Genomic DNA, 15700 nt, shown 5'->3' with positions numbered 1-15700 from the left:
GTGAAATTAGTAACAAAAATATTTCAAAAAATTCTTTTGCTAAGTTTGGTACTTATAATTTCCTGCTCAAAAGAAAACGAATCCGAAAAAGTTATAAAGTTTTGGGCAATGGGAGCTGAAGCTGAGTATGTTACTAAGCTTGTTCCCGAGTTTGAAAAACAAAATCCCGGAATAAAAGTAAAAGTTCAGCAAGTTCCATGGACAGCAGCACAAGAAAAATTAGTTACTGCTTTTGCAAGCGATAACACTCCAGATGCCTGTCAGCTTGGTAATACTTGGGTCCCGCAATTCGCAGCGTTAAATGCCATCATTCCTCTTGATGAATTTATCAAAACATCTAGCCGGATAAATAAAGAAAAATATTTTACTGGTATTTGGGAAACTAATGTAATTGATAATCAAACGTTTGGAATTCCCTGGTATATGGATACACGGGTTATTTTTTACAGAAAAGATGTTTTTGAAAAAGCTGGCTACAAAAATCCACCCAAAACCTGGGCTGAACTTTTAGACTTATCAAAAAAAATAAAAGCATTTCATCCAAAGGAAGAAAAGTATGCAATCTATCTTCCTACAAATGAATGGGCCCCTTTTATAATGTTCGGTATGGAGGCAGGTTCATCTTTACTAAAAAATGAAGACACACAAGGAAATTTTTGCAGTACAGAATTTAAAGAGGCTTTTAAATATTTAATTGATTTTCACAAGCAAAATCTTGCACCAATTGGTTTCTCTCAAGTTACAAATCAGTATCAGGCTTTTGCTGAAGAGTATTTTTCAATTTACATCTCCGGTCCATGGAATATTCCAGAATTTAAAAAATGGATGACGGGAAATCTTGCAAATAAATGGATGACCGCACCAATGCCAGGTTATGCAAATGATTATCCTGGAGTTTCACTTGCGGGTGGATCAAGCTTAGTGATCTTCAAAAACTCAGAACATAAAAAAGAAGTCTGGAAATTTTTTGAATATCTTTCTCAAGTGCATACACAAATTGAGTTTTACAAACTGCTTAATAATCTGCCTTCAGTAAAAGCAGCCTGGGAGAATCCAATACTTAGAGACGATCCTTATATGCAGGCATTTTATATACAGTTTACTAATGTAGAAGCAACTCCAAAAATCCCTGAGTGGGAACAGATTGCATTTTCAAAAGTTCAGCAGTATGCAGAGTTAGCTGCAAGAAATTCAATGAGCATTGATGAAGCATTAAAAAATCTTGATAAGGATGTAGATCGAATATTGGAAAAGCGAAGATGGATTGTTGAACACAAGAAAACCAAATAATGAGTTTTAAACAATCACAAACAGCAGCATATTTTTTTCTTGCGCCAGCAATGAGTGCTATTTTTATCTTTTTCTTTTTGCCCGTAATTGCTGCATTCATTATGAGCTTTACAGATTTTGATATTTACGCTCTTGGTGATCTAAATTCAGTAAGATTTGTGGGGTTAAATAATTACTTACAATTATTTAATGATCCTTTATTTTTTACAGCACTCCAAAATACTTTTTATTTTGTTATTGTCGCCGCACCACTATCAATAGCGATTTCGCTTGGTGCTGCACTACTTCTTAACTCAAAACTTATTAAGTTCAAGGCAATCTTTAGACTTAGCTATTTTATTCCTGTTGTAACAACTTTAGTAGCTGTAGCAATAGTTTGGAGATTCATTTACCATCCAAAATTTGGAATCATAAATTATATTTTAAGTTTGATTGGAATTGCTCCAATAGATTGGCTTGGCGATACAACCACGGCAATGCCTGCAATCATTCTTATGTCAGTTTGGAAAAGTTTTGGATATAATATGATAATCTTTATTGCGGGTTTGCAAAACATTCCAGAAGATCTTTACGAAGCAGCATCTATAGAAGGTGCGAGCGGATGGCAAAAATTTAAATCCATTACAATTCCTATGCTTGCCCCAACAACGATTTTTATTTCTCTTATAACTATGATAGGTTACTTCCAATTTTTTGCCGAACCATACATAATGACACAAGGCGGACCATTGAACAGTACATTAAGCGTTGTGCAATATATGTATCAAGAAGGCTTTAAATGGTGGAACATGGGTTACTCGGCTTCGATAGCATTTGTCTTTTTCTTTATTATTATGATTGGAACACTTATCCAACTTAAAATTCAGAAGAGTACAGAATGATCAAAAAAGTATTACTATATAGTTTTCTAATTATTACTTCTATACTTACGCTTATTCCATTTATTTGGATGCTTAGTGCATCATTTATGTTCGATGGAAAGGCAAGTGTTTTCCCTCCAATATTTTTGCCTGATCCCTTTACTGTAACACAATATCAAATTCTTTTTGAAAGACTAAGTGTTTGGAGAAACTTTTTTAATAGTTTATTTCTCTCTTCAATAGTTACTGTACTTTATATAACTTTTACTTCAATGGCTGGATATGCTTTCGCTAAATACAGATTTACAGGAAAAAAAGTTTTATTTAATCTTTTGCTGAGTTCGATGATAATCCCAAGCCAGGTTACAATGCTGCCATTATTTCTAATGCTAAAATCCATGGGATTTATTAATACTTATATGGCGATTATAATACCTGGTTTAGCAAATATTTTTGGAATCTTTTTGATTAGACAATATTGTATTTCGATTCCTGATAGCTTAATTGAAGCCGCAAGAATGGATGGGGCAACAGACTTTCAGATTTATAGAAAAGTGATACTGCCAGTTGCTATACCAATACTTGTAACACTTGCTATATTTTCATTTCTTGGTACGTGGAACGATTTCCTGTGGCCGCTAATAGCCTTAACAGACGAATCAATGTACACATTACCAGTTGCGCTTGCCAATTTAATGCTTGAACACACCAAAGATCCTGAGTTAATGATGGCGGGTTCAGTTGTAACTATAATTCCAGTAATAATAGTTTTTCTTGCACTTCAAAAGTATTATATAAAAGGGATCATGATGGGAAGCGTAAAAGAATAATTATGAATTTAGAATGAAGTCATCTATAGTTTTTAATATCATTTTTATCGGATTGGTTTTGCCTGCAATGGCTATTGCTCAATATAACACTGAAGTACTTGCAGAAATTGGCTCAGATAAACTAACTGTTGAGGAATTCCAAAATCGATTTGATTTTATGCCCCATTTGAATTATTCATCATCGAATATTGATTCTATTAAAAAAGAATTTCTTTATTCTTTAGTAGCAGAAAAACTGTGGGCACTTGAAGCTGATGAGTTGGATATTGATACAATTGAAGCGATAAAATTATCATTAAGAACATTGCAAAAACTTTTTGTTAAAGATGAACTTTATAAACAAGAGGTTGAATCAAAAATTAATATATCCAGCACGGAAATAGCAGTTGGATTGTCTTGCGTTACCCGAATATTAAATACTTTAATCCTAACATCACCGGATTCTGAAAAAGTCTGGAAACTTTACGACGCTTTTCAAAAAGGTGCGTCATTTGATTCAGTTGTGGCTATTAGGAAAATGCCAGAAAAATCATTTGAGGTTAAATTTGGATCATTTGAAGATGAAGCAATGGAAGGAATACTTTATTCTCTAAAACTTAATGAGATATCTATACCAGTTAGATACAAGGACAATTGGTTTATATTTAAACTTATAAGTGATGAGCAGGATCTTTCAATCGATCCTTCAAAAGAACATGCTAAGAATATTGTAATCAAAAAACTTAGAGATAGAAAGTCTCAAAAACTTGGACGAACTTACCTAGACAAACTATTTAGTGGTAAAAGTATTACCGCAGACCGTAAGTTATTTGAAATATTAGCTGACAATCTTTTAGAAATTTTAAAAAATAGGACAGGTAAAACTGAAAAGGATTCCGTTGCTGATGTTCAACTGCTTGAAACCGATGTTAGAAAAGTATTGTCTTTGCTTAATCCATTAGACTCGAATGCGGAATTTATAAAATTGGATACATACTCCGTTACAATTAAGGATTTTCTTTTTTACGAGATTTATCAGAAATTCTCTTTTAATTCATTCAATTCTAATAAGTTTAAACAATTATTAAACAGACTTGTTAAAAAGTTTATTGAAGATGAAATTATCGCAGGTGAAGGGTTTAGACTTGGCATAGAAAATCTAATTTCAGTGAAGAATGACTTACAAATCTGGAGAAATTATTATTTGTCAGAAGTATTAATGAACAGCTATATTGATTCGATTACAATTACCGATGAGGATATTAAAGAACTTGATTCTAAAGAAAGCGATTCATCAAATAGCTTGGAAGTGAATATTAGGGAAATCCTTACCGATAATATCGAAGATGCAGAAATAATTCTTAATGATTTAAATGATGGAAAAGATTTCGAATCTTTAGTAGATATTTATAACCAACGAGAATGGACAAAAAAAAGTAATGGTGAATGGGGATTTTTTAATCCAAAAGAAGCAGGAGAGATAGGGAGAATTGCACTAGGCCTAAATATTGGGCAGGTATATGGGCCAATTAAAGTTAATGAAGGATATTCAATATTTAAATTGATCGATAAGAGAAATCGAAACAGCAGCCAGAAATCCATCATAGATCTTGATAGTCTAAAATTTATTCGTTTGAAGATTGCACTGAGTAAAATGGAGAATCTTATAAATGATAAAACTGTTTCACTCGCTAAGAAGTATAGAATAAATATTGACGAACAATTATTGAAAAAGATTGAAACCTCAGAAATAAATACTTTTACGTATCGGTTTATTGGATTCGGAGGCAAGATTGCTGCGTTCCCAGTCACGATCCCGGTGTATGAATGGTATAAACTATACGAACAGAAAAAAGAAATTCCTTAAAGGATAATTATGGCCGAAGTAATATTAAAAAATGTATGTAAAGTTTATGATGGAGACAATAAAGTAGTAATAGATGCAAACTTTAAAGTAGAAGATAAAGAGTTTGTAGTTCTGGTTGGACCATCTGGATGCGGAAAAACAACTACATTAAGAATGGTGGCAGGACTTGAAGAAATTACCAGTGGAGAAATATATATTGATGGGAAGCTAGTAAATAATCTTCCACCAAAAGATCGAGACATTGCAATGGTATTTCAGAATTATGCACTTTATCCGCATATGACAGTTTATGAAAATATGGCTTTTGGATTAAAGCTAAAGAAAGTTGATAAGAAAGAAATAGATATCCGCGTAAAAGATGCAGCAAAGATTTTGAGTCTTGAAGATTATCTGAATAGAAAACCAAAAGCACTCTCCGGAGGGCAAAGGCAACGCGTTGCTGTAGGAAGAGCAATCGTTCGTAAACCAAAGGTATTTTTGTTTGATGAACCGCTTAGTAATCTTGATGCAAAACTTCGGGTTCAAATGCGAACAGAAATATCAAAACTCCACAAACAGCTGGGCGCAACGATGATATATGTAACTCACGATCAAACGGAAGCTATGACGATGGGGGATAGGATTGTGATTATGAAAGATGGAAATATAAATCAAGTTGATACTCCAATGAACTTGTATAATAAACCGGTTAATAAATTTGTTGCAGGATTTATTGGAAGTCCCGCAATGAATTTTATTGATGTGAGTGTTAATAGTGAAAATAAAATCGTCAGTAAGGATGGAAAACTTATATTTAGTTTATCTGTCGAACAAAAAAATCATTTAAAGGATTATTTAGATAAAGAAATTATACTTGGAATAAGACCCGAAGATATTCGACTAGAAAATGACTTAAAGAATTCGATTGAACTTGAAGTATTGATCGATGTGATTGAACCAATGGGCAATGAAACATTCGTTTATTTTGAGATTGAGAAAAATCCATTTATTGCCAGAGTAAAACCCATTGAGGTTTTGAAAGTTAACGAAAGAATAAAATTGTACATTGATACCCAGAGTATTTACTTATTTAATAAAACTTTAGGTATAAACATTTTGCAGACAGCTTAGTAATCAGCAATATCGTTAGAGCAATATTGTACCAAAAAGTTCTACCAAAATTCCACAAGAAAATATTACAAAAAAGCCTCAAGAACGTATATTTTGAACGTAAATGAGGCTTGTTTTTTAGTAGCGGAGAGTCAGGGAAACTCTTTGAGTACAAAAAAGGTGCATTTATTGATTAAAAACGCATCATTTCTAAAATGTCTTCTAACTGTCTTCTATCTTAAAGACTAAGTTTATTGTGTTCAAAAAGTGTTTGTTAAATCTTGTATTATTAATACCAAAAGTGCAATTGAAGTACAAACGAATCATTATCAACCGAAGGATCTTCTAAAACCAATCTATATTGAGGGCGAACCTCTATAAAACTATATGGGTGAAATTCAAAACCTAAAATAATTCTGGAAATTTCATCTGAATCAATAGCATCATTATAATCTATTCTATCATATCGTACTACTGCATCAAGTCCAGTTACTATGCCATAAGCAGCTTCTACCATAAGAACGTTTGATTTTACATCTGGTGTGGAAAGGTTATTTGCTAAATCATATTCTGCAAGAAGTGAAAATTCATCATATCCAATACCGAAAAATCCGCCATACATATTTGAATTAAGTGAACCCTGCGAATTCTCTAACTTAACTATTGCAGCTGAACCGCCAAGCATTAATCCAAATTCACCAAAATGTGGTGTAAATTCTAATCTAGCAGTGTAAGTTGGATCTTTTGTATAGTTACTTGCAACATCAGAAAGATTTGAGCCGGCACTTGCGCTTGCATAAAGCCAGTTATCAACAAAAATTCCAACTTCAACCCCGGCTTCTCTGTAAAATGGATTGAATATTAGTCCCTGTCTTGTGTATGCTGTATGATCATCTAACCTAATTCCATAATTAGGCGTATAAACACCTGCTTTGATATATCCGTCACCAGGAAGAATTTTAGCTATTCCATATCCCTCCCAAAGTTGATTTACAAAATCATATTTACCAACCAGATTTATTTGTTTTGATAAAGCAAAATTTGTATGAAGTGCCGCAGTCATATTTTGGAAATAAGTTCGTTTAATTGATTGTGAATAAATATATTGCGTCCTGTAATCAAGCCCAATAGAAATGTTATCAGAAACCTTTGGTGACATTAAAAAATCTTTATCGCGTGATGAAATCATACTTAAATTATTTTTGCCCCAATACCAGCCATCTAAAGTTCTTACTCCACCTCCACTTGGATTGTAATGACAATCACTACATTTGTCACCAAGCTTAACCGCAAACCTTGGCAATGCTTGCAGATTAAATGAAGTTAGAAATAAAACAAAAAATAAATATAATAGAATTAATTTGTTCATATCTTTCCTTTATTAATTAGTTATTCAGTTATAAAGTTCGTTAATGATATTTAAATTAAAAAATGAAATGCTCAAGAATTTACATATATAGTACTTATTATGTTCAGATGGTGACATTTTATTCAATAATATTTTCAGCTATTCTTAGATTTTTTGCTATAATATGAGCTGATATAAATATTTTTTTAGAATCGAGATTTTAGCTGATAAATGGGCAATGAAATATTTGGCACTATATTTTTAGTCTTATTTATGATCAGAAATGGTAAACAATAATGTTTTTGATTTGATTGAAATCCTATCTTTACAATAAAAATCTATAAATTAATATTAGGCAAAAACAATTTGGCATTTAACTGATATAATAATCAAACTATGATATTAGAAACTACTAAAAACAAACCACTTACTCGCTTTGCGTGGCTTTCAGTAGCTGCGGCTGTTCTTACTATTGCACTAAAAGGTATAGCTTATTTGTTGACCGGTTCGGTCGGGCTTCTTTCAGATGCATTAGAATCCATAGTCAATCTAGCTGGAGCACTTATGGCCTTAGCAATGCTAACGGTCGCCGCTCGCCCTGCCGATGAGGATCATGCTTACGGACATAGTAAAGCAGAATACTTTGCAAGTGGTGTCGAAGGTATGTTGATACTCGTTGCTGCATTAGGTATAGCAGCTACTGCTATCCCCCGACTTATTACTCCGAAACCTCTTGAACAAGTCGGATTAGGAATGGCGGTTTCAGTAGTGGCCTCAATTATAAATTTGTTTGTTTCGGTTGTCCTTTCAAGAGCTGGCAAAAAATATAATTCCATAACACTTGAGGCTGATGCTCAGCATTTAATGACAGACGTTTGGACATCTGCTGGAGTTCTTTTGGGAGTTGGTGCTGTATCAATCACAGGATGGGGAAGGCTTGATCCTATCATCGCAATCCTGGTAGCAGTAAATATTGTGTGGTCCGGTATTCGTATTATACGCAAATCCGCGTTTGGCTTAATGGATACAGCTTTGTCTGTTGAGGAACAAAATAAAATACAAAAAACATTAGATCATTATACACAAAGTGGAGTGCAGTATCATGCACTCCGCAGTCGTCAATCTGGGGTTCGAAAGTTTGTATCACTGCACGTTTTAGTTCCCGGGGAATGGACTGTCCACAAAAGTCATCAATTATTAGAAAATATTGAAGCAGATATTCGGAATCTTTTACCAGGAGTCACAGTATTTACTCATTTAGAATCATTGGACGATCCCGCATCTTGGGATGATATGTATCTGGACCGCAAAGATAGTGCATCAAAATAATGATAGACAGATATAAAAGAATTAACTCATAGGATACTTTTAACATTTATTTTCATTTTTACTTTTTTGTTTTTTAATATTAATTAATCTTTTCTATTCTTTAAATATTTGATTTTATTTAAGCAAAATCATTTTACGGGTTTGAGTAAATCCGCCAGATTCTAGTTTATATATGTACACACCACTTGTTAATTCAGGTGCATCAAAATTAACCGAGTGAGTGCCTGATTCTTTAAATTCGCTTACAAGCGTTTTTATATTCTGTCCGAGCAAATTATACACTATCAATTTTACATTTCCCGCGGTAGGGATGTTGAATTGGATTTTTGTAGTTGGGTTAAAAGGATTTGGATAATTTTGTGAAAGTTCAAACTTATCGGGAATGTTTACTACTACTTCAACTTCGTTTGAGTATTCAAATGTACCATTAAAATCTAGTTGCTTTAACCTGTATAAATATTTTCCACTTGCAAGATTTTCATCCATAAAAGTATACGATTGGGTTTCTGTTGTTGTTCCATTGCCATTAACAAATCCAACTTTTTTCCAATTCGTATTTCTCACTTCGTTCGAAATGAGAGAGCGTTCAATTTCAAATCCTGAATTATTAGTTTCAGTAGCAGTTGACCAATTTAGGTTTACGGTGTTTCCATTGTTATTTGCTGCAAATGAAACAAGCTCGACAGGAACAACAGTACCAGTTACAGTTAATACCGCCATTCCTCTTCCAAGACAACTCATCCATAGTTCATATCCACCTGGTATTTCTCGTACTTTAAGATCTTTGATAGTGCTGCTAGGCAAGCCTCCATACTGGGGTTCGTTACCTGGTGGCGATGGAAACATACCAACATTTACGCCGTCGTACCAGCATAAACCGTTATCGTTGGATGGATACTCACTGTCATACTGCATCCAAAGTCGTCCATCAGGAGTAACCGCCAAGGGACGCACATGCTCGCCAGGAAACGGCCAGCCCAAATCGTATTGAAAGATAGTGTAAGATCCGGAATTCGCATCAAGACGAATAAGTGTGCTGCCACTACTTGTGGACTGCATCCACGCCCCGATCCAGACGATGCCGTTGCCTTCAAGTGCTAAGCCTGTAAATGATCCTGCTGCTTCCGTGAAATCGTCAATTGTGTATGAGAACGAAGAACTCCCATCAGTATGTAAGAGTTCAAAGTCAGTGGATGCCCAGATTGTTCCATCTAATGTGAGGTCCTTTTTAATTTTGCTACCCCAGCCTACCAAAGGAACATAAATCCAATCGGGGATATTTTCATCATAGTATCTTACGTTAAAATATTCACCAAGACTCCACAATCTTCCTTGTGAGTCTTCAACAAATCCTTTTGAGACACTCATTGAATCTTCTAAAGCAAAATAGTTAGTACCGTCCCAGGCATGAATGCCAGAGAATGTAGGATTGAATACTACATAACCATTTGATGGTCTCCTATAAATAGCCTGGGTATTATCTGCTGGATATGGAAAAGGATGACCCAACCCATAAGTAAAATCATTAAAACCAGCCCATCTTTCGCCGTCAAATTTTTGAAATCCTCCAATTCCCGTTCCTGCATTTCCAGTAAGCCAAACATTTCCTTCGCTATCGAGTGAAAAATCTTCAACAAAATAATCAATTTGTGATGTGTTAGTTATCCTATAACGCTGCCAGTTTCCAGTAGCGGCATCACGTTTTGCCGCACCACCTATTCCACAAACCCAAACATTGCCTTGGTTATCTACATCAATAGAAAGACTAAAATCACCCGGGCGCCATGTTCCAAAATTATTCCATGTCAGTCCATCAAACATCCAGGTTTCTCCGCTAGCAAGAACCATTACTGCTTTACCATTTCCATAAGCTTTAAATGCTTCAATATAAAAACTAACATTGGCATATGGTGGCGAAGGATAAATCCAAACTCCATCAGGGCGTTGATATTCAAGCGTCTCCCAATCACCGTTTTGGGTCATTCTTAAAGCCCAAAAATTTCCGGCATCATCAACGCAATCTTTTCCAGGCAATCCGGCAATCTCTCCAATGGCTGTAGGCAAATAATCTGTTAATTGATTTGTTGCGCTATTATATGTGAACACCTGTCCAAAATAAGTGTTTGCAGACCAAACGAGATAACTGCCGTTCGTTTTTGGTTGCACAGCAATTCGGATATTACCACCTTGCCAATAAGTCCATCCTCCGTTCTTAGGATTAAACCGAACAAGACCATCGCTTACAAACCATATTGTACTATCGGGGGCTAAATCCATATCTACAGTCGAACCCAATAATCCCGAATTTGTAGGTCCAAATTTTTCAATCGATGAAATACCTGCCTGGGGATTAAATTTTAATGCGCCGGTATTGTTTGCCATCCAAAGATTATTATCATAATCTCTGATTATTTCATCTATCTGCTCTTCGCCACCATAAAATGATCCTAATATTGGATAGTCAACGTTTGAGTAGTTAATCCATTTATTTTCAGACTGATGAAACTTTGCAAATCCTCCCTCGCCCCAATTACCGTTATTAGCAGCGATATATGGATCTCCATTTTCATCAATCCAAAGGGCAGTTGCCTGATCTCCCTGAATACCAGTATTACCGGGACGATAATAACGCCAGGAATAAGTTGGCGTATTCTGAGCCAGAACTTCGGAGATTAAAAATAGAAGACAACTAAGTATGATAGTCGTTGTTTTCAAAATGGCACCTATTATAGCTTAAATAATTATTTTATTGTTAATTATAGTTCACGGGAACGGAAAACAAATATATCGCACTATTATTTTAATAATAACAATTTCTTTGTAGCAACAAAACTACCCGCTTGCAATTTATAAAAGTATGTTCCGCTCGATAAAGTCCTGGCATCAAATGTTACTTCATAATTTCCTGCGGGTTTGTTTTCGTTAACCAATGTTATTACTTCAGTGCCTAGAATATCATAAACTTTAAGTATCACTCGAGACCCTTCGACGGAGTTTATCCCGTTTTTATCGGGACTCAGGGTGACATCGTGGATTGTATATTTTATTTTTGTACTTGGATTAAATGGATTTGGATAGTTTTGTGAAAGTTCAAATCTATCTGGAACTGCTACCACCACTTCAACATTGTTTGAATATTCAAACAATCCGTCAAAATCTATCTGCTTTAATCTGTATAAATATTTTCCACTTGCAAGATTTTCATCCATAAAAGAATACGATTGTGTTTCTGTTGTCGTTCCATTGCCATGAACAAATCCCCTCTTTTCCCAAATCAGATTTCTCACTTCGTTCGAAATGAGAGAGCGTTCAATTTCAAATCCTGAATTATTTATTTCAGTTGCCGTTAACCAATTCAGAATTACACTATTCCCATTTGTATTTGCGGCAAATGAAATAAGTTCAACAGGAACAATGTTATCTATTGGTCGTTTCCAAACGCCACTACCATTACTTCCAGCAAAAAGATTTGTGTCATATACAGAAAGCGCAAAGATTACCGGATCAGTTAAACCTTGGTTAATCCCTGTCCAGCTATCACCATTATTTGTTGAATGGAAAACACCATCCTCAGTTCCTGCATAGAGATTTGTTCCAGAAATTGCAAGTGCATGAATAAAAGTATTAGTTAAGCCCGTATTTACAGAAGACCAGCTTGTGCCGTTATTGGTTGAGAGGAAAAGACCATTTTCTGTACCGGCAAAAAGATTTGCATCTGAAACAAAAAGAGTATTAACAGAAGTGTTCGTCAATCCTGTGCTGATCGGAGTCCAGCTTGTACCATTATTTGTGGAAAGAAACACACCACCACCAAAAGTGCCTGCGTACAGATTTGTACCGGAAGAGGCAAGAGCAAAGATACGTGTGTTTGTTAGTCCAGCACTAACAAGAGTCCAGCTTGCGCCGTTATTTGTAGAACGAAAGACACCATCACCATCAGCACCAGCAAAAATGTTATTGCCCGAAACAGCAAGCGCATAAATATATGGAGTTGAAAGCACGCCAGTTGCAAACCAGCTTGCACCATTATTAGTTGAACGATATACGCCATTGCCTTCGGTTCCTGCAAATAGATCTGTACCAGAGACAGTAAAAGCATTAACAAAGAGATTTGTTAATCCTGTATTAACCGGAGCCCAGCTTGCGCCGCTGTTAGTGGAGCGAGATATACCATCACCACTTGTTCCAACGAAGAGACTTGTGCCGGAAACATTTATGGTTCGAACAAAGTAGAAATCGAGGCCTGATTGAACCCATTGTGCATTTAAAGATGAATAAAATAACACAAAACAAATTGTAACCAAGTAATAAGAGATTTTCATACTTCTATCTTTCATTTTAATAATAACATTTTTTTAGTTTCAACTAATGAACCTGTTTGTAGTTTGTAAAAGTATGTTCCGCTTGATAATGAAGCGGCATCAAATGTCACTTCATAATTACCCGAAGGTTGTACTTCGTTTACAAGTGTCGCAACTTCATTTCCCAAAACATCATATATTTTTAAACTAACAGGATTACTTGTTACGATTTGATATTTAATCTTTGTACTTGGATTGAATGGATTAGGATAGTTTTGTGATAATTCAAATTTTTCTGGAATTGTTACGATCACTTCTATTTCATTTGAATATTCAAATGTTCCATCAAAATCTATTTGTTTTAATCTATAAAGATATTTTCCTGATGATAAATTATTATCAACAAATGAATACGATTGTGTTTCAGTTGTTGTTCCATTGCCATTTATAAATGCTAATTCAGTCCATTCCCCGGTGCCAATTGAGGACTGTTGGCTGTAGACTTGCTTTCTCTCTATACTAAATCCTGAATTATTTGTTTCCGTTGAGGTTGACCAGTTTAAGTTTACATTATTTTCGTTCGTACTGGCAGAAAAAGAAACAAGTTCAACAGGAACAACAGAACCGGTTACTGTGAGAACGGCAATACCTCTGCTTGCACAGCTTATCCACAACTCATAACCGTTTTGAATATTTTTTACTTCAAGATCATAGATTTGAGCGTGTGGTAAACCACCGATTTGCTGCTGAGGAATAATTCCAAAGGCGGTTCCATCAAACCAGCACAAACCATAGGTTGAGGTGGTTGTACTTTGAAAATTTGCAAACCATAGTCTTCCATCGGGAGTAACGGCTAAGGGTGAAACATTCTCACCTGGTATTTGTGAATTGGATGGAGAATAAAATTGATATGTGCCGTTGTTGGCATTTACCTTTGCAAGTCCCTGATTGGTACCAACCCATGCAAAGCCATCTTGTATAGGAACAACAGTAGTCAGAACATCACTTTGAGGATTAAGTTCGGAAAAATCATCGGCAACTTTAGAAAAATTATACGAGCCGTCTGTTCTTAAAACCTGGTAGAAAGAACAAGCCCAAATTGTTCCTGCTCTTTGAGGATCTTTTTTAATGTTTGTACTAATGCCTATAAATGGAACATCTGTCCAGTTGTTTCCCACATCATTATAGTATGAAAGATTATAGTATTCACCAAGACTCCACAACCTGTTTTGTGAATCTTCAACAAGCCCTTGCGATCTCGACAAAGAATAATTTAATGAAGAATAATTACTACCATTCCAGCTATGTAATGAATTAAACATTGGATTAACAATCACTGCTCCATTTGAAGGTCTGTAATAAATTGCTTCAGAGTTATCAGTTGGAAATGGAAAAGGATTTCCTAAACCATAAGTGGATTCGTTAAATCCTATCCATCTTGTTCCATCAAATTTTTGAAAGCCACCCATACCTGTTCCTGCATTGCCGGTCATCCAGACATTTCCCTGATCGTCAATAGAAATATCATTCACCCAATAATCAATCTGTGATGAATTAGTAATTCTATGTCTTTGCCACTGTCCAGTAACTGCATCACGTTTTGCTGCACCACCAATACCTGTTACCCAAATATTTCCATTTGCATCTATATCAACACCATAAGAAAATCCGCCTTCTCTCCAAATTCCTAGATTCTGCCAATTCGTTCCATTGAATTGCCAAACGTTGCTGTTCCCATCAATTAAAAGTGCATTACCATTTCCGTAAGCTTTAAAAGCCCAAACATCAAGTGCAAGTGATACAGGAGGTTGTACAGGAGATATCCAGGTACCCGCAGGAGTTCTATAATCAAGTGAAAAAACACTTGGAGTAGAAGACTGTCTTGTTGCCCATAAATTGTTTGAGTCATCTAAATTATCATTACCAGAAAATGAAACAACTTCACCCGGATCACCATTCTGCGGAAGAAGAGTAAACAATTGTGTGTCACTATCGAAGGTTATCATTGTGTTCCAGCCTTCACCATCAACCCAAACAACATAACCGCCCACGGTCTTTTCCTGTATGCTTACGTGTTCACAATATCCAATTAAGCTGGGCCAGTTGTTAGCGTTGGATCCATAATACCAATAACGCCATTGGTTTGTAGCCGGATTATAATTAACAAGTCCGCCGCCACCCCAAACAACAGAAATAACAGAAGCCCAGATAGAGCCATCAGGTGCAATTGCTATATCTGATGTTCTACCGCCCGGATGAAGTGAATTGTTAGCACTAAAAAATTCTAAGGAACTTCCGCCAACAGCAGGATTAAATTTTAATATACCGCGCCAGGTTGCCATCCATAATGTTCCGTTCGCATCTTCTTCAATATCACTGATTCGGGATGAGCCGACATCATTTATATCTCCGATTACCGGGTAATCAATATTTGAATAATTTATCCATTTGTTTTCTGATTGAATATATTTTGCAAAACCGCCTTCTTCCCAACCGGGTGTGTAAGCTGCGATGTATGGGTCTCCATCATGATCAATCCAGATTCCTTCAACGTAATCACCTTGTATTCCGGTATTACCCGTATTGTAATATCGCCAGGAATAGTCCATAGTTTGAGCCATTGTAATTGAAATTAATAAAAAGGGGACGAATAAAAACAGTACTAGGTTTTTCACTTAAAGCTCCTCTGAAATGTTAATTTGAGTGTTATAATACATAAGTTCAGTAATTTAAGAAAAGGTGACAAAAATAATTTATAAATATCAAATCATATGCTGGATTACAAAAAAGGCAATCCTTTCGAATCG

10 protein-coding genes are annotated in these 15700 nt (G+C 35.3%); 6 read left to right on the top strand and 4 right to left on the bottom strand.

What is annotated here, in order from left to right; genetic code table 11:
- Genes IPJ23_16735 through ugpC form a run of 5 tightly spaced genes read left to right on the top strand, consistent with a single transcriptional unit; the run spans position 1 to position 5936 of the window.
- The gene (locus IPJ23_16735; GenBank protein ID MBK7632315.1) at positions 1-1290 is read left to right on the top strand and encodes a sugar ABC transporter substrate-binding protein; all 1290 of its coding nucleotides are present in this window, start codon (positions 1-3) and stop codon (positions 1288-1290) included.
- Positions 1290-2171, top strand: coding sequence for a sugar ABC transporter permease (locus tag IPJ23_16730; protein ID MBK7632314.1), 882 nt, complete (start codon positions 1290-1292; stop codon positions 2169-2171). The genes IPJ23_16735 and IPJ23_16730 overlap by 1 nt, the downstream gene beginning before the upstream one ends.
- The gene (locus IPJ23_16725; GenBank protein MBK7632313.1) at positions 2168-2980 is read left to right on the top strand and encodes a carbohydrate ABC transporter permease; all 813 of its coding nucleotides are present in this window, start codon (positions 2168-2170) and stop codon (positions 2978-2980) included. The genes IPJ23_16730 and IPJ23_16725 overlap by 4 nt, the downstream gene beginning before the upstream one ends.
- A 13-nt stretch (positions 2981-2993) precedes the next feature.
- Positions 2994-4826 carry a peptidylprolyl isomerase gene (locus IPJ23_16720; protein MBK7632312.1) on the top strand — a complete coding sequence of 611 codons (1833 nt, stop codon included), beginning with the start codon at positions 2994-2996 and terminating at the stop codon, positions 4824-4826.
- 9 nt (positions 4827-4835) lie between these two features.
- Positions 4836-5936: a sn-glycerol-3-phosphate ABC transporter ATP-binding protein UgpC gene (gene ugpC, locus IPJ23_16715; GenBank protein MBK7632311.1), complete on the top strand. Its 1101-nt coding sequence runs from the start codon at positions 4836-4838 to the stop codon at positions 5934-5936.
- A gap of 268 nt (positions 5937-6204) precedes the next feature.
- Here the strand turns inward: ugpC and IPJ23_16710 are convergent, their stop codons facing one another.
- Complete coding sequence (locus IPJ23_16710) at positions 6205-7284, bottom strand: hypothetical protein (protein MBK7632310.1); 1080 nt, start codon at positions 7282-7284, stop codon at positions 6205-6207.
- A 375-nt stretch (positions 7285-7659) separates the two neighbouring features.
- Between IPJ23_16710 and IPJ23_16705 the strand changes: the two genes are divergently transcribed.
- Positions 7660-8592 (top strand): cation transporter, encoded by a 933-nt coding sequence (locus tag IPJ23_16705; GenBank protein MBK7632309.1) that lies wholly within the window; start codon positions 7660-7662, stop codon positions 8590-8592.
- A gap of 114 nt (positions 8593-8706) precedes the next feature.
- Here IPJ23_16705 and IPJ23_16700 read toward each other — a convergent pair whose 3' ends face one another.
- From IPJ23_16700 to IPJ23_16690, 3 genes are all read right to left on the bottom strand, one after another.
- Positions 8707-11307 carry a T9SS type A sorting domain-containing protein gene (locus IPJ23_16700; GenBank protein ID MBK7632308.1) on the bottom strand — a complete coding sequence of 867 codons (2601 nt, stop codon included), beginning with the start codon at positions 11305-11307 and terminating at the stop codon, positions 8707-8709.
- A gap of 80 nt (positions 11308-11387) precedes the next feature.
- Positions 11388-11801: a T9SS type A sorting domain-containing protein gene (locus IPJ23_16695; protein MBK7632307.1), complete on the bottom strand. Its 414-nt coding sequence runs from the start codon at positions 11799-11801 to the stop codon at positions 11388-11390.
- Positions 11802-12925: 1124 nt separating this feature from the next.
- Positions 12926-15568 (bottom strand): T9SS type A sorting domain-containing protein, encoded by a 2643-nt coding sequence (locus IPJ23_16690; GenBank protein ID MBK7632306.1) that lies wholly within the window; start codon positions 15566-15568, stop codon positions 12926-12928.
- Positions 15569-15700 lie beyond the last annotated feature (132 nt).

This window comes from Ignavibacteriales bacterium (assembly GCA_016709765.1).
In the GTDB taxonomy this organism is placed as follows: Bacteria; Bacteroidota; Ignavibacteria; order Ignavibacteriales; family Ignavibacteriaceae; genus IGN3.
Note: the sequence above shows the minus strand (reverse complement) of the source record. Positions and strands in the feature narration are given on the sequence as shown.